At 67.8% G+C, this 20,809-nt stretch carries 23 protein-coding genes and 1 pseudogene; 19 read left to right on the top strand and 5 right to left on the bottom strand.

Translation table 11 applies throughout. From position 1 onward, the window contains the following. Window positions 1-325: 325 nt before the first annotated feature. A complete protein-coding gene (locus DIE13_RS13980) occupies window positions 326-811 on the bottom strand; it encodes a peptide-binding protein (protein WP_124827752.1) in 486 nt (161 codons plus the stop codon). 347 nt (window positions 812-1,158) lie between these two features. On the opposite strand from DIE13_RS13980, the gene DIE13_RS13975 reads away from it, so the two are divergent. The 5 genes from DIE13_RS13975 to DIE13_RS13955 all read left to right on the top strand — a co-directional run bounded on the left by DIE13_RS13975 (window position 1,159) and on the right by DIE13_RS13955 (window position 6,257). Beyond that, window positions 1,159-2,202: a bile acid:sodium symporter family protein gene (locus tag DIE13_RS13975; RefSeq protein ID WP_124827751.1), complete on the top strand. Its 1,044-nt coding sequence runs from the start codon at window positions 1,159-1,161 to the stop codon at window positions 2,200-2,202. Between the two features lie 533 nt (window positions 2,203-2,735). Further along, window positions 2,736-3,755 carry a LacI family DNA-binding transcriptional regulator gene (locus DIE13_RS13970; RefSeq protein WP_124827750.1) on the top strand — a complete coding sequence of 340 codons (1,020 nt, stop codon included), beginning with the start codon at window positions 2,736-2,738 and terminating at the stop codon, window positions 3,753-3,755. Continuing rightward, complete coding sequence (locus DIE13_RS13965; protein ID WP_124827749.1) at window positions 3,752-5,032, top strand: AGE family epimerase/isomerase; 1,281 nt, start codon at window positions 3,752-3,754, stop codon at window positions 5,030-5,032. Before DIE13_RS13970 ends, DIE13_RS13965 begins: the two co-directional genes overlap by 4 nt. Beyond that, entirely contained in the window at window positions 5,029-5,937 is a 909-nt protein-coding gene (locus DIE13_RS13960) for a carbohydrate kinase (protein ID WP_124827748.1), read from the top strand. Before DIE13_RS13965 ends, DIE13_RS13960 begins: the two co-directional genes overlap by 4 nt. Window positions 5,938-6,035: 98 nt before the next feature. After that, window positions 6,036-6,257 (top strand): hypothetical protein, encoded by a 222-nt coding sequence (locus tag DIE13_RS13955; protein WP_124827747.1) that lies wholly within the window; start codon window positions 6,036-6,038, stop codon window positions 6,255-6,257. A gap of 63 nt (window positions 6,258-6,320) precedes the next feature. On the opposite strand, the gene DIE13_RS13950 is transcribed toward DIE13_RS13955, so the two are convergent. Beyond that, a complete protein-coding gene (locus DIE13_RS13950; protein WP_031399528.1) occupies window positions 6,321-6,515 on the bottom strand; it encodes a DUF2905 domain-containing protein in 195 nt (64 codons plus the stop codon). 10 nt (window positions 6,516-6,525) lie between these two features. Continuing rightward, a complete protein-coding gene (locus DIE13_RS13945) occupies window positions 6,526-7,716 on the bottom strand; it encodes a class I SAM-dependent methyltransferase (RefSeq protein ID WP_124827746.1) in 1,191 nt (396 codons plus the stop codon). Window positions 7,717-7,729: 13 nt separating this feature from the next. Between DIE13_RS13945 and DIE13_RS13940 the strand changes: the two genes are divergently transcribed. The 10 genes from DIE13_RS13940 (at window position 7,730) to DIE13_RS13890 (ending at window position 15,300) form a co-directional block, all read left to right on the top strand. Continuing rightward, window positions 7,730-8,473: an SDR family oxidoreductase gene (locus tag DIE13_RS13940; protein ID WP_124827745.1), complete on the top strand. Its 744-nt coding sequence runs from the start codon at window positions 7,730-7,732 to the stop codon at window positions 8,471-8,473. Between the two features lie 77 nt (window positions 8,474-8,550). After that, window positions 8,551-8,955 carry a dihydroneopterin aldolase gene (locus tag DIE13_RS13935; protein ID WP_096508897.1) on the top strand — a complete coding sequence of 135 codons (405 nt, stop codon included), beginning with the start codon at window positions 8,551-8,553 and terminating at the stop codon, window positions 8,953-8,955. Continuing rightward, the gene (ttcA, locus tag DIE13_RS13930) at window positions 8,952-9,962 is read left to right on the top strand and encodes a tRNA 2-thiocytidine(32) synthetase TtcA (protein ID WP_124827744.1); all 1,011 of its coding nucleotides are present in this window, start codon (window positions 8,952-8,954) and stop codon (window positions 9,960-9,962) included. The genes DIE13_RS13935 and ttcA overlap by 4 nt, the downstream gene beginning before the upstream one ends. Before the next feature lie 135 nt (window positions 9,963-10,097). Further along, window positions 10,098-11,459 (top strand): bifunctional UDP-N-acetylglucosamine diphosphorylase/glucosamine-1-phosphate N-acetyltransferase GlmU, encoded by a 1,362-nt coding sequence (gene glmU / locus DIE13_RS13925; RefSeq protein WP_124827743.1) that lies wholly within the window; start codon window positions 10,098-10,100, stop codon window positions 11,457-11,459. A 54-nt stretch (window positions 11,460-11,513) separates the two neighbouring features. After that, window positions 11,514-13,331 (top strand): glutamine--fructose-6-phosphate transaminase (isomerizing), encoded by a 1,818-nt coding sequence (gene glmS, locus DIE13_RS13920; protein WP_124827742.1) that lies wholly within the window; start codon window positions 11,514-11,516, stop codon window positions 13,329-13,331. A 130-nt stretch (window positions 13,332-13,461) separates the two neighbouring features. Next, window positions 13,462-13,827 (top strand): type II toxin-antitoxin system RelE/ParE family toxin, encoded by a 366-nt coding sequence (locus tag DIE13_RS13915; RefSeq protein WP_124827741.1) that lies wholly within the window; start codon window positions 13,462-13,464, stop codon window positions 13,825-13,827. Further along, window positions 13,820-14,140 (top strand): DNA-binding transcriptional regulator, encoded by a 321-nt coding sequence (locus tag DIE13_RS13910; RefSeq protein WP_124827740.1) that lies wholly within the window; start codon window positions 13,820-13,822, stop codon window positions 14,138-14,140. Before DIE13_RS13915 ends, DIE13_RS13910 begins: the two co-directional genes overlap by 8 nt. Before the next feature lie 89 nt (window positions 14,141-14,229). Then, on the top strand, window positions 14,230-14,682 hold the full coding sequence (locus DIE13_RS13905) for a hypothetical protein (protein WP_124827739.1): 453 nt from the start codon (window positions 14,230-14,232) through the stop codon (window positions 14,680-14,682). After that, window positions 14,682-14,900 (top strand): hypothetical protein, encoded by a 219-nt coding sequence (locus DIE13_RS13900; protein WP_096508904.1) that lies wholly within the window; start codon window positions 14,682-14,684, stop codon window positions 14,898-14,900. Before DIE13_RS13905 ends, DIE13_RS13900 begins: the two co-directional genes overlap by 1 nt. Before the next feature lie 199 nt (window positions 14,901-15,099). After that, window positions 15,100-15,300, top strand: coding sequence for a heavy-metal-associated domain-containing protein (locus tag DIE13_RS13890; RefSeq protein WP_021162112.1), 201 nt, complete (start codon window positions 15,100-15,102; stop codon window positions 15,298-15,300). Window positions 15,301-15,345: 45 nt separating this feature from the next. Here the strand turns inward: DIE13_RS13890 and DIE13_RS13885 are convergent, their stop codons facing one another. Beyond that, on the bottom strand, window positions 15,346-16,836 hold the full coding sequence (locus DIE13_RS13885; RefSeq protein WP_124827737.1) for an aldehyde dehydrogenase: 1,491 nt from the start codon (window positions 16,834-16,836) through the stop codon (window positions 15,346-15,348). 86 nt (window positions 16,837-16,922) lie between these two features. After that, entirely contained in the window at window positions 16,923-17,474 is a 552-nt protein-coding gene (locus DIE13_RS13880) for a cupin domain-containing protein (protein ID WP_124827736.1), read from the bottom strand. Window positions 17,475-17,932: 458 nt separating this feature from the next. On the opposite strand from DIE13_RS13880, the gene DIE13_RS33415 reads away from it, so the two are divergent. From DIE13_RS33415 to DIE13_RS13860, 4 genes and pseudogenes are all read left to right on the top strand, one after another. Next, a complete protein-coding gene (locus DIE13_RS33415; protein ID WP_006488040.1) occupies window positions 17,933-18,115 on the top strand; it encodes a hypothetical protein in 183 nt (60 codons plus the stop codon). Window positions 18,116-18,399: 284 nt separating this feature from the next. After that, entirely contained in the window at window positions 18,400-19,185 is a 786-nt protein-coding gene (locus DIE13_RS13870) for a gamma-glutamyl-gamma-aminobutyrate hydrolase family protein (protein ID WP_124827735.1), read from the top strand. Between the two features lie 29 nt (window positions 19,186-19,214). Then, a complete protein-coding gene (locus DIE13_RS13865; protein WP_124827734.1) occupies window positions 19,215-20,552 on the top strand; it encodes a glutamine synthetase family protein in 1,338 nt (445 codons plus the stop codon). A 33-nt stretch (window positions 20,553-20,585) separates the two neighbouring features. Further along, window positions 20,586-20,809 (top strand): annotated as a pseudogene (locus tag DIE13_RS13860) (aspartate aminotransferase family protein); the annotation flags it as partial.

Genomic DNA, 20,809 nt, shown 5'->3' with positions numbered 1-20,809 from the left:
AATTGTCGATAAGTGGCGCGAGCGTTGTTTTTTGGAGCCGAGTGCTAGCGTCGTATGGGGCGCAGCCATCTTTACGGATCATTTGTCCGGTCAAAATTGCGCACACTTATTGCCGGTATAGCGGCAGCATTAACTTCGCGGAATTCATACATGACCCGACGCGGCGCAGCGGCCCCGCGCGGTGCGGGCACGCGACGGGACGGCCGCCTGGCGTGCGCGGGCCGGGCGCGAAAGATAGCGCAATGCGGCGGGAAAATCAGCGGAAATCTATGCGCGACTGTGGCGAATTCGCATCAGCCGGCGGGGGGACGAGCGCGCCGGGCGCTCAGTTTCGGTAGAACGGGGAGAAAAACGGCGAGTGCGCAGGCTCTTCCTGCGAGCGGGGCGGCGGCATCGGACGGCCGCCGCGCTCCTCGTTGTAGCGCGCGACGTCGGCACGGATCGAACCGGCGCGCAGCGGCACGTTGCCGCCGCCCGGCGGGCGCGGCATCTGGCGCGAATCGGCGCTGATCGGGCGATACGGGCTTTGTGCGGCGTAGTGGCCGTAGGACGGCGTCGGGCGCAAGCCCCAGCGCGAACCGTAGCTGCTCACGCCACCGGCACGGGCGCCGCCCGGCGGCATCGCGCGGCGCCAGACCTGCGCGCCGCCGGCCGGCTGGCCGTACGCGTGTATGTCGCCGCCGCCGAAACCGTGGCCGCCGAACGCACGACCGCCGCCATGCGGCGGCTGGGCGAGCGCGAGCGGCATCAGCAGCGCGCACAGCGCGCCTGCCACCCATCGTCCGACCTTCAGTTTCACCCGTTCCGTCATCACATTCAGTGCCTGTTGCGGTGCGCTGCCGGCTGTTGCCGGCCAACGCAAGCCTTTCAGCAGTAATTTATGAGCGGTCCGAAACGGTGTCGAGCCAAAAAGTGTTATGTCGCGGGCATCGGTGTAACACCATGTTACTGCTAGGTTTTTTCACTTCCGGGGGCGATCGTGACAGAACATTCTTCTGCCGTTGCGCGCACCGGCGGCCTGTGCGAACAGGCGCCCCTATATGCACCTGATTCATCAATCGATTCACACAATGAATTTGTTTATTGAATGATCCACCGGGACAATAGCGGCATTCGCGCGCGCGGTGCGCGTGCACCCGTTTCCGAATCGAGTTCCAGATGGCCCGCCCCCGTTTCCTTCCCGACAATTTCACGCTTGCGCTCGTCGGCACCGTCGTGCTCGCGAGCCTGCTGCCGTGCCGCGGCCCGGCAGCCCATGCGTTCAACTGGGCGACCAACATCGCCGTCGGCCTGCTGTTCTTCCTGCACGGCGCGAAGCTGTCGCGCGAAGCCGTCGTCGCGGGCGCGACGCACTGGCGGCTGCATGCGGTCGTGCTGCTCAGCACGTTCGCGCTGTTCCCGGTGCTTGGCCTCGTGCTGAAACCCGTGTTGCAGCCGCTCGTCACGCCGACGCTGTATGCGGGCGTGCTGTTCCTGTGCACGCTGCCGTCGACGGTCCAGTCGTCGATCGCGTTCACGTCGATCGCGAAGGGCAACGTGCCGGCCGCCGTGTGCGCCGCGTCCGCGTCGAGCCTGCTCGGCATCTTCGTGACGCCGGCGCTCGTCGGGCTGATGATCACGTCGCAGTCGGGCGCGGCCGCATCGCCGTGGAGCACCGTCGGCAGCATCGTGATGCAACTGCTCGTGCCGTTCGTCGCCGGCCAGTTGCTGCGGCCCGTGATCGGCGGCTGGATCGAGCGCAATCGCGGCGTGCTGCGCTTCGTCGACCAGGGCTCGATCCTGCTCGTCGTCTATGTCGCGTTCAGCGAGGCCGTGAACCAGGGGTTGTGGCACCAGATTCCGGCGCACGCGCTCGGCGGCCTGCTGGTCGTCAACATCGTGCTGCTCGTGATCGCGCTGGTGCTGACCACGTTCGTCAGCAAGCGGCTCGGCTTCAACCGCGCAGACCAGATCACGATCATCTTCTGCGGGTCGAAGAAGAGCCTCGCGGCCGGCGTGCCGATGGCGAAGGTGATCTTCTCGGCGCAGGCGGTCGGCGCGATCGTGCTGCCGCTGATGCTGTTCCACCAGATCCAGCTGATGGCGTGCGCGGCGCTCGCGCAGCGCTGGGGGGCGCGCGACACGAGCGGCGAGCAGGACGGCCGAGATGGTGCGGCCGGCGCCGCCCGCGGGAGCGGGGCGCTGAACGCGGGCAAGCGCTGACTTGGCGAGGGCGTGGCGGCTGTGGCTGGCCGCGCCCTTGGTGATTATCGTCCCCCACCTTCCGACGGCACGCCACAACACCCGCGCCGGCCGACGCCCCGCGGCGTCGCACAGTCCTCGTTTGATCCTTCGCGCGAGCAGCCGCTGAAGTCCGGTGCCCCGTCGCTTCGGCAGCCGTGCCCATGCCCGTGCCCCATTCCCCCTCGCCCGCCTGATCGCCGGACACGCGCTCGCCGCCTCTTCCGGCCGAGCGTCGAGCTCCGTTCCAGGCTAGGTCGCCGGTTACACAGGGGATCCGCAACCCGGCGGCGGCCGGCGCGCCGATCCGTGCGCCCCCCCCATTCCCCGGCGTCTCTTCGCCGCGCTCACCTTGCCTTTTTCGCGTTTTGTTTAGTATTTTTAGTAACGGCGTTTTCGCAGATTAGCGCCTAAAAACCGGTTATTTTCGGGTATTCCCCGGTTATCCGCCCCGAATAACGCGGTGTTTTTTACTATACAATCGCCGTCACCCTAAACAAACCGGACCCCGAACGATGGGCACCACCATTCGCGACGTAGCGCGGGCGGCAGAGGTATCGATCGGCACCGTCTCGCGCGCGCTGAAAAACCAGCCGGGCCTGTCCGAGGCCACACGGGCGCGCATCGTCGAGATCGCGCAACGGCTCGGCTACGACCCGGCCCAGCTGCGGCCCCGGATTCGCCGGCTCACCTTCCTGCTGCACCGCCAGCACAACCGCTTTCCCGCCAGCCCGTTCTTCTCGCACGTGCTGCACGGCGTCGAGGACGCGTGCCGCGAGCGCGGCATCGTGCCGACGCTGCTCACTGTCGGCCCGAACGACGACGTGCTGCGCCAGATGCGCCCGCACGCCCCCGACGCGATCGCGGTGGCCGGCTTCATCGAGCCGGAGACGATCGAGGCGCTCGCCGCGACCGGCCGCCCGCTCGTGCTGATCGACCTGTGGGCGCCCGGCCTGCGCTCGGTGAATATCGACAACGCGACGGGCGCGGCGCTCGCGATGCGCCACCTGCTCGCCACCGGCCGCTCGCGGATCGCGTTCATCGGCGGCCCGGGTGCGCACTACAGCCTCGCGCAGCGCGCGATCGGCTACCGGCGCGCGTTCTTCGAGGCCGGCCGGCTGTTCGACCCGGCCTACGAAGTGACGATCGACGCCGGGCTCGACCCCGACACGGGCGCCGCGCGTGCGATGCAGCAACTGCTCGACGCGCCGGGCCCGCGCCCCGACGCCGTATTCGCGTACAACGACGCGGCCGCGCTGGCCGCGCAGCGCGTGTGCATCGCGCGCGGCGTGCGGATTCCGGAAGACATTGCGATCGTCGGCTTCGACGACATCCCGGCCGCCGCGCATGCGAATCCGCCACTCACGACGCTCGCCGTCGACAAGGAGGCGCTCGGCCGCCGCGGCGTCGAACTGCTGCTCGCCGAATCGCCCGAGCGCACCGAGATCTCCCTGCCCGTCGAGCTGATCGTGCGGGCCAGCAGTCAGCCCGCCGGCTCACCGGCGCTCGATACCGCCACGGTCACCGAATCATGAACATGCCCCCGGTCCAATCCTGCCCGGCCACGCCGGCCACCCACGCGCAAGCCGCGCCGTTCGTCGGGAACTTCCGCGATCCGTCGTTCCTGCTGTCGCATGTCGAGGACACGCTGCGCTTCTACGCGCCGAACGCGTTCGACCCGACAGGCGGCTTCTACCACTACTTCCGCGACGACGGCAGCATCTACAACCGCACGTCGCGGCATCTGGTCAGCAGTTGCCGGTTCGTCTTCAACTACGCGATGGCGTACCGGCATTTCGGCGATCCGCGCCATCTCGACTACGCGCGCCACGGCCTGCGCTTTTTGCGCGACGCACACTGGGACGACACGCTGCAGGGCTACGACTGGGAGCTCGACTGGCGCGACGGCGCGAAGCGCGCGACGCTCGACGGCACGCGCCACTGCTACGGGCTCGCGTTCGTGCTGCTGGCCGCCGCGCACGCGACGATGGCCGGCATCGACGAGGCGCGCGCGCTGATCGCGTCGACCTACGAGCTCGCCGAACACCGCTTCTGGGATGCGGCCGCGGGCCTCTACGCGGACGACGCGACGCCGAACTGGATCGTGTCGTCGTACCGCGGCCAGAACGCGAACATGCACATGACGGAAGCGCTGCTCGCGGCCTACGAGGCGACCGGGCACGTCACGTACCTCGACCGCGCGGAAAAGCTCGCGACCCACATCACGCAGCGCCAGGCCGCGCTGTCCGGCGGCCTCGTGTGGGAGCACTACCACGCGGACTGGTCGGTCGACTGGGACTACAACAAGGAAGACAGCTCGAACATCTTCCGTCCGTGGGGCTTCCAGCCCGGCCACCAGACCGAATGGGCGAAGCTGCTGCTGATCCTCGAGCGGCACCGCCCGCTCGACTGGCTCGTGCCGCGCGCGGCCGAGCTGTTCGACGCCGCGCTCACGCACGCGTGGGACGCCGATCACGGCGGCCTCTGCTACGGCTTCGGCCCCGATTTCACCGTCTGCGACCACAACAAGTATTTCTGGGTGCAGGCGGAAACCTTCGCCGCCGCCGCGATGCTCGGCGCACGCACCGGCAGCGAACGCTTCTGGGACTGGTACGACGAGATCTGGCGCTACAGCTGGGCGCATTTCGTCGATCACCGTTACGGCGCGTGGTACCGGATCCTCACGTGCGACAACCGCAAGTACGGCGACGAGAAGAGCCCGGCCGGCAAAACCGACTATCACACGATGGGCGCTTGCTACGACGTGCTCGGGACCCTCGCGCGCATGGCGCGCAGCGAGTCGACGCAATGAGCGGCGGCGCATTTCCGGCTTTCGTGTCGGCGGGCGACATCCTGACCGACATGGTGCGCGCGGGCGACGCGCAGTGGACGTCGGTGCCGGGCGGCGCCGGCTGGAACGTCGCGCGCGCGGTCGCGCGGCTCGGCATGCCGAGCGCGCTCGCGGGCTCGATCGGCGAGGACTGCTTCTCCGACGTGCTGTGGCGCACCAGCGAAGCGGCCGGGCTCGACCTGCGCTTCCTGCAGCGCGTGCCGCGCGCACCGCTGCTCGCGATCGTCCACGAGACGCGGCCGCCCGCGTACTTCTTCATCGGCGACGCGAGCGCGGACCTCGCGTTCGACCCGGCGCGGCTGCCGGCCGGCTGGATCGAGCACGTGAAATGGGCGCATTTCGGCTGCATCAGCCTCGTGCGCGAACCGCTCGCGGGCACGCTCGTCGCGCTCGCGAAGGACTTGCACGCGCGCGGCGTGAAGATCAGCTTCGATCCGAACTACCGGAACCTGATGACGGCCGCGTACCGGCCGACGCTCGAGAAGATGGCAAGCCTCGCCGATCTGATCAAGGTGTCCGACGAGGATCTGCGCCACCTGTTCGGCGGCGACGGCCCGGACGCGGTCGAAGCGGTGCGCGCGCTGAACCCGAGGGCGGCCGTGTTCGTCACGCGCGGCGCGCAGGCCGCGACGCTCTACGCGGACGGCGGCGTGCACGAGGCCAGCCCGCCGCGCGTCGAGGTGGTCGACACTGTCGGCGCCGGCGACGCGTCGATCGGCGGCATGCTGTTCAGCCTGATGGCCGCGCCGCAACGCGCGTGGCCCGAACATCTCGCGTTCGCGCTCGCCGCGGGGGCCGCCGCGTGCCGGCACACGGGCGCGCACGCGCCGACGCTCGACGAAGTCGTCGCACTGCTCGAACGGTGACGGAATGGTGACGGCGCGCTGATCGGTCACCGATTAGCGGCGCTGTACATGCTGCGCCGCAGTGCTACGATGAAGTGTCCTTTTGCGGGAGAGGCACGATGGACACGAACACGTTCACGAAAGGCATCTACACGGCCAAGGCGCATACGCAGCGCGCGGGCAACGGGCAGTTCCAGGGCTATGTGATCCTCGTCCGGGACGACGGCGACGAGACGGAGAACGTGCGCTACGACGTCCACACCACGAGTCCGAGCGAGGAAGAGGCGTTCGACGAGGCGAAGGCGCTCGCGCACCGGATCCTCGGCGAAATCGAACTGTAACGCGCAGAACCGTCACGCGCGCGCCGCGGCCTGCCCGCGACGCGCCGCCTCCTTCGGCACGACTCAGAGCAGCCGCGCCACCATCGACACCAGCATCGTCAGCACCAGCGTCGACATGAACGGGAACGGGTAACGCCGCCCGCCGAGCGTCAGCGTGACGTCGCCCGGCATCCGCCCGATGCCGAGCTTGCCGAGCCACGGCCAGCAGCGTGTCAGGATCATCACCGCGACGAACGACGTCATCAGCCAGCGCAGCATGCGGCCCCCGTCAGAGCGCGTGCGAGCGGTCGCCGCGCGCGAACGCGTCGAGCGTGCCGTCGATGCCACGCGAGAACGCGATCACCTTGAACAGCTCGCCCATCTCGGCCTCCGAGATCAGCTTCTGCACCGCGTTCGCGGCCGGCAGGAAGCTGTGGATGTCGGACGGATCGATCGCGGCCAGCGCATCCGTGATGCCCGCGTTCAGCAGGAAGCGCGCCTGCGACATGTAGCCGAGCAGATCCGCGCCGGTGCCGACGCCCGCCTCGTAGATGCCGGTGAATTCGACGTGCGCGGTGATGTCCTGCAGGCCCGGGTACAGGAACGGGTCGTCGTGCGCGTGGTGCCGGTAGTGGCACATGAGCGTGCCGCGCTCGCGCTGCGGGTGGTAGTACTCGTGCGCGGGAAAACCGTAGTCGACGAGCAGCACCGCGCCGCGCGCGAGCATCGTGCACACGGTGCGCGTGAACGCCAGCGCGGCTTCGTGCGTCTCGGTCACGTAGCCGTCGTCGACGTCGAGCGTCGCGAGCACCGGCGGCAGGCCGGCCGGCCCGACGGGCCGGTCGTCGAACACGAACGCGTGCTGCGCGTCGAGCGCGACGCCGCGCTCGAGCCATGCATCGCCCGCCTTCGCGAACAGCCGCACCGGCATCGCATCGAGCACCTCGTTGCCGATCACGACGCCGTCGAAACGCCCGGGCAGCGCGTCGAGCCAGCGCACCTTGCCCGCCAGCGCCGGGGCAGCGGCCACGATCGTGTCGCGCTGCCGCTCGCGCAGCTCGCCCGACAGGTCGACGATCCGGTATTCGTCGAGTTCGACGCCGAGTGCGTCGAGCGCCGCGAGCAGGCCGGCCGCGAGCTTGCCGGTGCCCGCGCCGAATTCCATCACGCTGCGCGTGCCGCTCGCCGCGAGCGCCTGGGCGACGGAATTCGCGAGCGTCTGCGCGAACAACGGCGACAGCTCGGGGGCCGTCACGAAGTCGCTGCCGTCGTCGGCACGGCGCCCGAACTTGCGCGCGCCGCCGCTGTAATAGCCGAGACCGGGCGCGTACAGCGCGCGCTCCATGAAGCGGTCGAACGGCAGCCAGCCGCCCGCCGCCGCGATCTCGTCGCGCAGTTGCGCGGCAAGGGTTTCGGACTGCGCAAGCGCGTCGGGGCCGGGAGCAGGTAAACTAGCGGGTTCGTGAGCTTTCGGGTTCATCCCGGCATTGTAAATGACCGTTTCAGCCGATACGTCGCCCCCGCGCATCGCGCTCGTCGCAGGCGCACTGGGCAGCGCGGCCGACGCCGCGTCGATCGGTCGGGCACTCGCAACGGAATTCGCCCGGCGCGGCTGGGACGTCGCACTGCAGCGCAGCCCCGGCACGCCGCGTGCGGCCGCCGTCGCCCTCGTCGCCGACGTCGCCGCGCTGGGCCGCCGCGCGGCCGTGCTCGACGCCGATCTGGCCCTGGAAGCCGATGCGGCCGCGCTCGTCGCGGCCTGCAGCGCGGCGCTGGGCCGGCCCGCATGCGCCGTTTTCGTGAGCGCGTGCGCCGGCACCGACGACGCGCACACGGTGGACGGCGCGTCGCTCGCCGGCGCGCTCGCGCGCAACGTGACGGCGCCGCTCGCGCTGGCCCGCGCGCTCGCCGATGCGACGCCAGACGCCGCGCGCGACGACGAAGCGCTGCGTGCGTGCGCGATCCACGTACTGGATCAGGCCCTGTTTCACCCGGCACCGGCGCAACTGTCGCACGCGCTGATGCAGGCCGCGCTGCACCGCGCGACTTCCGCGCTCGCGCTGGCGCTCGCGCCGAAGGTGCGCGTCGCGGCGCTCGTGCGCGGCCATGCGCCGCACGCGGACGACATCGCGGCGGCCGCCTGCTATCTCGCGAGCGCGCCCGGCGTGACGGGCGCGACGCTGACCGTCGACGGCGGCGAGCACCTCGTGCCGCCCGCAGCCGGCCCGAATGAATGAACCGCGCGGGCGCGCGGCCTGATCGCCGCCGCCCGCGCCGCTTTGCGTGCGCGCACGCCAATTTGACTGGGACGACCATGTTTTCCGCTCTCCTGCACCCCCGCCTCGCGGATTGCCGCAGGCTCTACCTGCGCGACTACGAGGTGCACATCAACATCGGTGCCTTCGAACACGAGAAGCGCGGCGAGCAGCGCGTCGTCATCAACATCGACCTGTTCGTGCCGCTCGCGCTGTCCACCCCCGTCGACGACCGGCTGCACGAAGTCGTCGACTACGACCTGATGAAGCAGAGCGTCACGCGGTGCGTGGCGCGCGGCCACATCCATCTGCAGGAAACGCTGTGCGACGCGATCGCCGCGCACCTGCTGGCGCACGACACCGTGCGCGCGGTACGCGTCCGTACCGAGAAACCGGACGCCTATCCGGACTGCGATGCCGTCGGCGTCGAAGTCTTTCGCATCAAGGACGAGGAACGCGCATGAACGCCCCCCACATGAACGACACGGCGGCCGAAGGCGCCGCCATCGAAGCCACCGTCGCCGAAACCAGCCGCCGCGCGCTGACGCGCCGCGAGCAGAAGGAAGCGTACGAGAACAACAAGCTGTTCAAGCGGATCGTGCGCCAGGTCGGCCAGGCGATCGGCGACTACAACATGATCGAGCAGGGCGACAAGGTGATGGTGTGCCTGTCGGGCGGCAAGGACAGCTACGCGATGCTCGATGTGCTGCTGCGCCTGCGCGAGCGCGCGCCGATCGACTTCGACATCGTCGCGGTCAACCTCGACCAGAAGCAGCCGGGCTTCCCCGAGCACGTGCTGCCCGAGTACCTGACGCAGATCGGCGTGCCGTTCCACATCGAGAACCAGGACACCTACAGCATCGTCAAGCGGCTCGTGCCCGAAGGCAAGACGACCTGCTCGCTGTGCTCGCGGCTGCGCCGCGGGATCCTGTACCGCGTGGCCGGCGAGCTCGGCGCGACCAAGATCGCGCTCGGCCACCACCGCGACGACATCCTGCAGACGCTGCTGCTCAACATGTTCTACGGCGGCAAGCTGAAGGGGATGCCGCCGAAGCTGCAGTCGGACGACGGCAAGAACGTCGTGATCCGACCGCTCGCGTACGTGAAGGAAACCGATCTCGAGAAATACGCGGAGTTGCGCGAATTTCCGATCATCCCGTGCAACCTGTGCGGCAGCCAGCCGAACCTGAAGCGCGCGGAAATGAAGGCGCTGATCCGCGAATGGGACAAGCGCTTCCCGGGCCGCGTCGACAACATGTTCAGTGCACTCGCGAACGTCGTGCCGTCGCACCTGATGGATACGACCCAGTTCCCGTTCGCGTCGCTGCGCGCGACCGGCATTGCCGATCCGCAGGGCGACATCGCGTTCGACGAGGAACCGTGCGCATCGGGCGACGAAGCGGCCGCCCCGGGCGCCGCGAAGCCTGACGCGGCCCGACCGATCTCGATCGTCCAGTTCGACGACCTGTAAGCAGGGCCTGAACACCCGCCGGAAGCGCGGCCCGCGGCCCGTTTCCGGCGCTGTCGCCCCGCCGCGACAGGCCCGGTACGACAGGGGCCGCATGCTAAAATGATCGGCTTCGAACTCCCCTGACAAGCTGGCGCCATGAATATCGTGATTTTGGCGGCAGGCACCGGCAAGCGCATGCGTTCCGCGCTGCCGAAAGTGCTTCATCCCCTGGCCGGCAGGCCGCTCCTCTCCCACGTCATCGCCACCGCGCGCACGCTGCAGCCATCGCGGCTCGTCGTCGTCGTCGGGCATGGCGCCGAGCAGGTCCAGGCCGCGGTCGCCGCGCCCGACGTCCAGTTCGCGGTGCAGGCCGAACAGCTCGGCACCGGCCACGCGGTGCGCCAGGCGCTGCCGCTGCTCGATCCCGCGCAACCGACGCTCGTGCTGTACGGCGACGTGCCGCTCACCCGCGCATCCACGCTGCAGCGCCTCATCGACGCCGCGCGCGAGGGCCGCTACGGGATTCTGACCGTCACGCTCGACGATCCGACCGGTTACGGCCGCATCGTGCGCGACGCGTCCGGCTTCGTCACGCGCATCGTCGAGCAGAAGGACGCATCGCCCGAGCAACTGAAAATCGCCGAGATCAACACCGGCATCATCGTCACGCCGACGGCCCAGCTGTCGATGTGGCTCGGCGCGCTGAAGAACGAGAACGCGCAAGGCGAGTACTACCTGACCGATGTGGTCGAGCTGGCGATCGAGGCCGGCTTCGAGATCGTCACGGCGCAGCCCGGCGACGAGTGGGAAACGCTCGGCGTAAACAGCAAGGCGCAGCTCGCGGAGCTCGAGCGCATCCATCAGCGCAACGTCGCCGATGCGCTGCTCGTCGACGGCGTCACGCTCGCCGATCCGGCGCGCCTCGACGTGCGCGGCACGCTGCGCTGCGGGCGCGACGTGTCGATCGACGTGAACTGCGTGTTCGAAGGCAACGTGACGCTCGCCGACAACGTGACGATCGGCGCGAACTGCGTGATCCGCAACGCGTCGATCGGCGCGGGCACGCGCATCGACGCGTTCACGCACATCGACGGCGCCGAGCTCGGCGCGAACACCGTGATCGGCCCGTACGCGCGGCTGCGCCCGGGCGCGCGGCTCGCGGACGAAGCGCACGTCGGCAACTTCGTCGAGGTGAAGAACGCGGTGATCGGCCACGGCTCGAAGGCGAACCACCTCACGTACATCGGCGACGCCGACATCGGCGCGCGCGTGAACATCGGCGCGGGCACGATCACCTGCAACTACGACGGCGCGAACAAGTTCCGCACCGTGATCGAGGACGACGTGTTCGTCGGCTCGGACACGCAGCTCGTCGCGCCGGTGCGCGTCGGCCGCGGCGTGACGATCGCGGCCGGCACGACGATCTGGAAGGATGTCGCCGACGGCGTTCTCGCATTGAACGAGAAGACGCAGACCGCGAAGAGCGGCTACGTCCGCCCGGTCAAGAAGAAGAGCTGAACCTTTTGCGGACGCCCGGACGGCGTCCGCGTCGACTTACAGGATTGACCATTCATGTGCGGCATTGTCGGCGCAGTTGCGCAGCGTAATATCGTTCCGGTGCTGATCGAAGGATTGCGGCGCCTCGAATACCGTGGCTACGACTCGTGCGGCGTCGCCGTGCTCGAACCCGGTGCACCGAAGCGCGCGCGCAGCGTCGCGCGCGTCGCCGATCTCGACGCGCAGGTGCGCGAATCGCACCTCGAAGGCACGACGGGCGTCGCGCACACGCGCTGGGCGACCCACGGCGCGCCGGTCACGCACAACGCGCACCCGATCTTCTCGTCGAATGCGCTCGCGCTCGTTCACAACGGCATCATCGAGAACTTCGAGCCGCTGCGCGAAGCGCTGCGCGCGAAGGGCTACGAATTCGTGTCGCAGACCGACACCGAAGTGATCGCACACCTCGTGCACAGCCTGTATCGCGGCGACCTGTTCGAAGCCGTGCGCGAAGCCGTGCAGCAACTGCACGGCGCGTACGCGATCGCCGTGATCCACAAGGACCAGCCGCACACCGTCGTCGGCGCGCGCCAGGGTTCGCCGCTCGTCGTCGGCCACGGCGACGGCGAGAACTTCCTCGCGTCCGACGCACTGGCGCTGGCCGGCAGCACCGACCGCTTCACGTTCCTCGAGGAGGGCGACATGTGCGAGCTGTCGCTCGACGGCGTGAAGATCGTCGACCGTCACGGCGTGCTCGCACAGCGCGAGATCCGCGTCGTCAGCGCATACGGCGGTGCAGTCGAGCTGGGCCCGTATCGTCACTTCATGCAGAAGGAAATCTTCGAGCAGCCGCGCGCGATCGGCGACACGGTGCCGCAAACCGAAGCCTTCGATGCGACGCTGTTCGGCGACGCGGCCCCCGCCGCGTTCGCGGACATCGACAGCCTGCTGATCCTCGCGTGCGGCACGAGCTACTACTCGGGCCTCACCGCGAAGTACTGGCTCGAATCGATCGCGAAGATCCCGACCCAGGTCGAGATCGCGAGCGAATACCGCTACCGCGAATCGGTGCCGAACCCGCGCCAGCTCGTGCTGGTGATCTCGCAGTCGGGCGAGACGGCCGACACGCTCGCCGCGCTCAAGCACGCGCAGTCGCTCGGCCACACGCATACGCTCGCGGTCTGCAACGTCGCGACGAGCGCGATGGTGCGCCTCACCGAGATGCAGTTCCTCACGCACGCGGGCACCGAGATCGGCGTCGCGTCGACCAAGGCGTTCACGACGCAGCTCGTCGCGCTGTTCGTGCTGGCCGCGACGCTCGGCAAGCTGCGCGGGCACGTCGATGCCGCGCAGGAGGCGGAATTCCTGAAGCAGCTGCGTCACCTGCCGGCCGCGCTGAACAGCGTGCTCGCGCTCGAGCCGCAGATCATCGCGTGGTCGGAGGAATTCGCGCGCAAGGAAAACGCACTGTTCCTCGGCCGCGGGCTGCACTACCCGATCGCGCTCGAAGGCGCGCTGAAGCTGAAGGAAATCTCGTACATCCACGCCGAGGCGTATCCGGCCGGCGAACTGAAGCACGGGCCGCTCGCGCTCGTCACGGAAGCGATGCCGGTCGTCACGGTCGCGCCGAACGACACGCTGCTCGAGAAGCTGAAGTCGAACATGCAGGAAGTGCGCGCGCGCGGCGGCGAGCTGTACGTGTTCGCGGATGCCGACACGCAGATCGTCAATGACGACGGCCTGCACGTGATCCGGATGCCGGAACACTACGGGCAACTGTCGCCGATCCTGCACGTCGTGCCGCTGCAACTGCTCGCGTATCACACGGCGTGTGCGCGGGGCACCGACGTCGACAAGCCGCGGAATCTCGCGAAGTCGGTGACGGTGGAGTAAGGCTGCCTGTCCGGACGGGCCGTCGCCGGTCCGTCCGAACGTCGCATCGGTGTGCAGCCGGCCGTTTGGCCAAGTCGAAATATGTACCACGTAGTGGCATATAATCCTGTGCCGACCCGACTGGCTCGACATGTCTGCTTCCGTACGACGCATCTTCAAGACGAAGTGGTTTCACAAGGCAGCCGGAAAAGCGGGAATCGTCGATGGCGAGCTCTGCCGCGCGGTGCGGGAGTTGGCCCGCGGCCGGGGCGTCGATCTCGGCGGCAACGTCTGGAAGAAGCGCCTCGACGGGAATCGCCAGCGCGGGATCGTGCTGGGCAGGATCGGGCATACGTGGGTGTTCGTGTTCCTGTTCGCGAAATGCGACCGCGACAACATCGACGCCCGTGAACTGCGTGCCATCAGAAAGCTCGCTGCGGATGTCGGCCGACACGCCGACAGCGACATCGCGACGCTGGTTACCCTGAAAGAGTGGGTGGAGATTTGCAATGGCTAAGAGTCGATTCAAGAGCGACGCGACGGAGGCGATCCACAGCGCCGCGTCGGGCCTTTATCGCACGCAACTGATCGACAAGAAGACGATGCGCGAGTACGACGAGCTCTGCATCGAAGCCGCGCCGCAGTTCGATCCGGAAGCGATCGCCCGGATCCGCAAGTCGGTCAACGTCAGTCAGAGCGTGTTCGCGCTCTACCTGAACACCACGACTTCGACGATCCGCCAATGGGAACAGGGCGACAAGCGGCCGAGCGGCATCGCCGCGCGCATGCTGCAGATCGTCGAGAAACACGGGCTCGAGGTGTTCTCCTGAGCCGGCATTCCCCGAATGCGCATGAGCGGCCGCGCCCCGCACCGGGCATCGCAACACGTGCGAGCCGCAAGGAATATGACGGAGAGACAATGGTAAGACTGTTTGGATGCGGATTGCTGGCGCTGACGTTCGCGTCGACGGGCTGGGCCGCCGAGCACTACGTCGAAGTCTGGAACCCGCCCGAGGCACGGCTGCCGGCCCCGCACGCGCCGGACGCCCGTATGCCGGCCTCGCATGCCGGCAGCAAGGCCGCGGAAAAGCACGCGAGCGTGCAGCCGAAAGCCGTCGTGAAGCCGCACAAGCGCCGCGTCGCGCAGGCCGTGAAAGTCGTGCCGCATCACCTGCCCGCCGCCACGGCGGAAGCGCCGAGCGCGCCGCGTCCGGTCGCGCAGCCCGCACCGGGCCGGCTCACGGTGATGCAGCCGGCCACGCCCGACACGCCGCACGCACTCAATTTCTCCAATATCCCGCGGCAATACACGCCGGACGGCAACGTGCTGCGGGTCGGCACGGGCAACCGTTCCGCGGAGGTGACTCGATAATGGAAGCGCAGACCTATCTCGGCTACCAGATCTGGGGCCACGCGATCCTGCAGCAGGACGAGATCCTGCAACCCGAACGCTTCGCGGCGAGCGGCACGATCACGCAGAACAACCGGCTCGTCGAAGCGTCGGGCGTGCTCGGCGTGTTCGACACCGAGGACGACGCACGTGAAGCGGGGCTCGAATGGGCCCGCGCATGGATCGACAACCACCGCTGAACCTCGCGCGGCGCGGCGCGGCGCGGGCCAGCGTCACCCTTCCCGCCTTTTCACGCTCTCTCAGCGGCGTTCCGTTGCCCGCCGTATCGCGCCCGCTTCACCGCGCAGCCGTACGAACCGGCACGAATGCGCTTGACCTTCCCACCATGGCAAGCTTCATGCTGGGTCTGCTCGTCAATCGTCAACTCAGGAGAACACGATGGAATTCGAAGTCCAGGACATGACCTGCGGCGGCTGCGCCAATGCGATCACGCGCGCCGTGACGGCCGCCGACCCCGCCGCGAAGCTCGATATCGACGTCGCCGCGAAGATCGTCAAGGTCGAATCGGCGCAAGGCGCCGAGCGCGTGCAGTCGATCATCGAGGCCGCGGGCTTCCACCCGGCGCTGCGCACCGCCTGACGCACGCGGGCGCACCGCCGGCCGGCGACGCGCCCGCGCGCTGCCTCAGCGCAGCCGGATCAGCGTCGACTTCAGCTCGGTGTACTTCTCGAGCGCGTGCAGCGACTTGTCGCGGCCGTTGCCCGACTGCTTGTAGCCGCCGAACGGGAAGTTCATGTCGCCGCCCTCGTCGTAGCAGTTCACCCACACCGTGCCCGCGCGCAGCCGGCGCGACACCTCGTGCGCGGTCGTCAGGTTCGACGTCCACACGGCCGCCGCAAGCCCGTACTCGGTATCGTTCGCGATCCGCACCGCTTCGTCGACGTCGTCGAACACGATCACCGACAGCACGGGCCCGAAAATCTCCTCGCGCGCGATCTTCGCATCGGGCTGCACCTCGAACACCGTCGGCTCGACGTAGAAGCCGCCCGTCTCCTGCTTCACGCGCGTGCCGCCCGTGACCAGCCTGCCTTCGCTACGCCCCGCGTCGATATAGCCGAGCACGCGCTCGAGCTGGATCCCGTCGACGATCGCCCCCATCGACACCGACGGATCGAGCGGATTGCCGGGCACGTAAGCGCGCGCGGCCGCGACCAGCTTCTCGATGAACGCATCCTTGATGTCGCGATGCACGAGCAGGCGCGAGCCGGCCGTGCACATCTCGCCCATGTTGTAGAAGATCGCGCCGGCCGCGGTCCGGGCTGCGCGGTCGAGATCCGGGCAATCGGGCAGCACGATGTTCGGCGACTTGCCGCCGAGTTCGAGCCACGCGCGCTTCAGGTTCGACTGCGCGGCGTATTGCATGATCAGCTTGCCGACCGCGGTGGAACCGGTAAACGCGATGCAGTCGACGTCGCGATGCAGCGCGAGCAGCTTGCCCGGCTCGCCCGCGCCGGGCACGACGTTGAACACGCCGGCCGGGATGCCGGCCTCGTACGCGAGCTGCGCGACGCGGATCGCGGTCAGCGGCGACTTTTCCGACGGCTTCAGCACGACACTGTTGCCAGCCGCGAGCGCCGGGCCGAATTTCCACGCGGCCATCAGGATCGGGAAGTTCCACGGCACGACCGCCGCCACCACACCGACCGGCTCGCGCGTGACCAGCCCCACGAGATGATGGTCGGCCGGCGCGACTTCGCCGCCGACCTTGTCGATCGCCTCGGCGAACCACTCGACGCAATACGCGGCGCCCGGCACGTCGACCGTCGTGGTGTCGCCGATCGGCTTGCCGGCGTCGAGCGTCTCGAGCAGCGACAGTTCGTCGAGATGCTCGCGCATCAGTGCGGCCCAGCGCAGCAGCACGGCCTTGCGCGCGCGCGGGTTGAGCCCGGCCCATACGCCCGCGTCGAATGCACGGCGCGCGGCGGCAACGGCCGCGTTCACATCGGCTTCGCCGCAATCGGCCACCTTCGCGAGCACGCGGCCGTCGATCGGGCTCACGCAATCGAACGTCTTGCCGCCGTGCGCGTCGCGCGCCGCGCCGTCGATGAATGCGCGCCCCTCGATCTCGAGCGACGCCGCCTTGTCCTGCCAGTCAGCCAAAGTCAACTTGTTCATTCAGGATGCCTCAATGGTTGTGGCATTCGCGCTGCGGCACGCCGCACAACGACAACACGCCCGGCGGCGAATGCGGGGATGCGCGGTCAGAAGGTCGCGGGCGAATTGGCCGACACGACCTCGCAGAGCTGTTCCGCGCTGGGATTGCGAAAACGGTGTGGCAAACGACTTTCGAAGTAGTAGCCGTCTCCGGGGTCGAGCAGCCACGTCGCGCCGTCGACGGTCAGCTCGAGCCGACCCGATACGACGATGCCGCCCTCATGCCCCGCATGCACGAGCATCTCGGGGCCAGTATCGGCAAGCGGCTGATAGACCTCGCGCATGATGCACATGTTGCGGTCCTTCACGCCCGCGCCGACGAGATGGAAGGCGAGCGCATCGTTGCCGAGGTTCGGCATCTCGTCGCGGCGCGACACGATCGAGCGCGATTCGACCAGCTCGAACGTGAAGAACTCCGCGAGACTCATCGGGATGCATTCGAGCAGCTTCTTCAGCGAGCCGACCGACGGGCTTACGCGGCCCTGTTCGATCAGCGAGATCGTGCCGTTGGTCACGCCGGCCCGCTTCGCGAGTTCGCGCTGCGACAGGCCATGCTTGTTGCGCACGAAACGCAGGCGCTCGGCGACTTCGGTGGACATCGATTCGGTTTCGGACACGATAGGAGTGCGGTGAAAAAGTGAAACGGCGCATTAGGCATCCGTTGAATATTCTAATCACTTTATCCCGCGCATCAGAAGGGAAAACCCTGCAAGGTGTTCGAAATAATGAACACCCCTCGCATCATTCCGTTTACGAATATTTTGTTCGCAGTGCTCGGGGAAAGCCCTGACGCACGAGTCTCAAAAAACATTTGACGCCGTTTTTGGCTCGTATATGCTGGCTCTCAGGTCAACGTCATTGACCATTCATCGGTAGCAAAAAACGTTATCGCAACGCAAGAATTGATGCCGATCAATGTAAATGACGCGGATCCGGCACCTCGATTATTTTAAACGCCCAGCGCGCCGAAACGATCAGGTGTTCAATACTTTCAACATACCAGTCGAGTGTAATCGTGAGAGTCCGTGGCCCTCTGGTGAGGTGGGATCGAGGCGATGTGCGAAGTCTGCGCAGCGCTGTTCCCGCTTCCGATGGCAGTTGCGGCTGGCATAGTCCTCGCCTGCTGCACCTGTCGATCTACACCATTCTGTCCCGTCGTTCCGTTCGGCGTCACAACGCCGTTTCCGCACGCGCATTCGTGGCCGTCGATACCGACGAAGTCGCGTCGCTGCTGCCATAGCGCCTCTCCCCCTTTTTTCGTCGTTCGTTTCTGTTGCCTGTTCGTCGATGCGCATCGTCGCTGCGTTGACGGAACGCGTTCGCGCATTCGCTGCCGCGGCGCGCGCGCAATGAAACGAACGACAGCCTGACCGTCGCGCGCAGCGCGGATCGCCACACCGTCCCGTTGCGCCCATTCATCAGCGGCCTTGCGCTTCTCGCCAGGCTGCGGGGTCAAGTCGCGCCTGCGTTTTGCCGTCTTCCGCACGATGCACGCGACAGCCCTATGGATAACTGATTGACGTCATGGAAAGGAAACCCCTCGTCGGCATCACTGCCGACCTCACGCAGATCGGCGCACATGCGTCGCACACGGTCGGCGACAAGTACGTCGCCGCGATCGTCGACGGCGCGCATGCGCTTGCCATGGTGTTGCCCGCGCTCGGCGATCGCCAGTCGGTCGAAGACGTGCTCGATACGGTCGACGGGCTGCTGTTTACCGGCAGCTATTCGAACGTCGAGCCGCACCTGTATGGCGGCGAGCCGAGCGCGCCCGGCACGAAGCACGACCCCGCACGCGATGCGACCACGCTGCCGCTACTGCGCGCGGCGATCGCCGCAGGCGTGCCCGTGCTTGCCGTGTGCCGCGGCTTCCAGGAACTGAACGTCGTCTGCGGCGGCACGCTGCATCAGCGCGTGCACGACGTGCCGGGCCTCGCCGATCACCGCGAGGACGACGACGCGCCGATGGACACGCAATATGGCCCCGCGCACGCGGTGCGGTTGACGCCCGGCGGCGTGCTGCACACGCTCGCCGGCGGCCGCGACGACGTGCACGTGAACTCGCTGCACAAGCAGGGCATCGCGCAGCTCGGCGCCGGCCTCGCCGTCGAGGCTGTCGCGCCGGACGGCCTGATCGAGGCCGTCAGCGTCGTCGACGCCCCGGCGTTCGCCCTTGCAGTGCAATGGCATCCGGAATGGCGGCATGCGCAGGACCCGCTGTCGAGCGCGATCTTCCGCGCATTCGGCGACGCCTGCCGCGAACGCCGCAATGCCCGCACGCGCGCCACGGCCGCCGCCGCGCTCGCCTGAGCGCACCGACCCACATAACGAGAACAGACATGCAAGACATCGAAGACTTTCTGAAGCAACACCGGATCACCGAGATCGAGGCGATCATTCCCGACATGGCCGGCATCGCGCGCGGCAAGATCACGCCGCGCAACAAGTTCACGTCCGGCGAATCGATGCGCCTGCCGCAGGCCGTGATGGTGCAGACCGTCACCGGCGAATATCCGGAAGACGGTTCGCTGACCGGCGTGACCGATCCCGATATGGTGTGCGTGCCCGACACGTCGACCATTCGCCTGATTCCGTGGGCCGTCGACCCGACCGCGCAGGTGATTCACGATTGCGTGCACTTCGACGGCTCGCCGGTCGAAATCTCGCCACGCTACGTGCTGCGCCGCGTGCTGGATCTGTACAAGGCGAAAGGCTGGAAGCCGGTGGTCGCACCGGAGCTCGAGTTCTACCTGGTCGACATGAACAAGGATCCGGACCTGCCGCTGCGTCCGCCGGTCGGCCGCACGGGCCGCCCCGAGACGGGCCGCCAGTCGTATTCGATCGAGGCCGTCAACGAATTCGATCCGCTGTTCGAGGACATCTACGAGTACTGCGAATCGCAGAACCTCGACATCGACACGCTGATCCACGAAGTCGGCGCCGCGCAGATGGAGATCAACTTCATGCACGGCGACGCGCTGTCGCTCGCCGACCAGGTGTTCCTGTTCAAGCGCACGGTGCGCGAGGCGGCGCTGCGTCACAACATGTACGCGACGTTCATGGCCAAGCCGATGGAACACGAGCCGGGCTCCGCGATGCACGTGCACCAGAGCATCGTCGACGAGGAAACGGGCCGCAACCTGTTCACGTCGCCGGAAACGGGCGGCGCGACGTCGCTGTTCTACAACTACCTCGCAGGGCTGCAGAAGTACACGCCCGCGCTGATGCCGATCTTCGCGCCGTACATCAACTCGTATCGCCGGCTGTCGCGCTTCATGGCCGCGCCGATCAACGTGCAGTGGGGCTACGACAACCGTACGGTCGGCTTCCGCATCCCGCACTCGGGCCCGGCCGCACGCCGCATCGAGAACCGGATCCCGGGCGTCGACTGCAACCCGTACCTCGCGCTGGCGGCCACGCTCGCGGCCGGCTATCTCGGCATGACGCAGCGCCTGGAGCCGACCGAGCCGCTCGTCAGCGACGGCTACGAACTGCCCTATCAGTTGCCGCGCAACCTCGAGGAAGGCCTCACGCTGATGGCCGCGTGCGAGCCGCTCGGCGAGATTCTCGGCCACAAGTTCCTGAAGGCGTATTTCGCGCTGAAGGAAACCGAATACGAAGCGTTCTTCCGCGTGATCAGCTCGTGGGAGCGCCGTCACCTGCTGCTGCACGTATAAGCGCACAACGCACTACCGAAATACGGAGGAAACATGACTTACCGCAACGAATCCGCGTGGATCCAGCCCGCCGCACCCGCGGCCCGCACGACGCAGGCACGCTCGACCGCCGAATACCGCGCGCTCGACGCCGCGCATCACATCCACCCGTTTTCCGACATGGGCGCGCTGAACCGCGCCGGCAGCCGCGTGATCGTGAAGGCCGACGGCGTCTACCTGTGGGACTCGGACGGCAACAAGGTGATCGACGGGATGGC

It is taken from the genome of Burkholderia sp. Bp9016 (assembly GCF_003857765.1).
GTDB lineage: Bacteria > Pseudomonadota > Gammaproteobacteria > Burkholderiales > Burkholderiaceae > Burkholderia.
The sequence above is the reverse complement of the archived record's forward strand: the minus strand, read 5'-3'. Positions and strand labels throughout refer to the sequence as shown.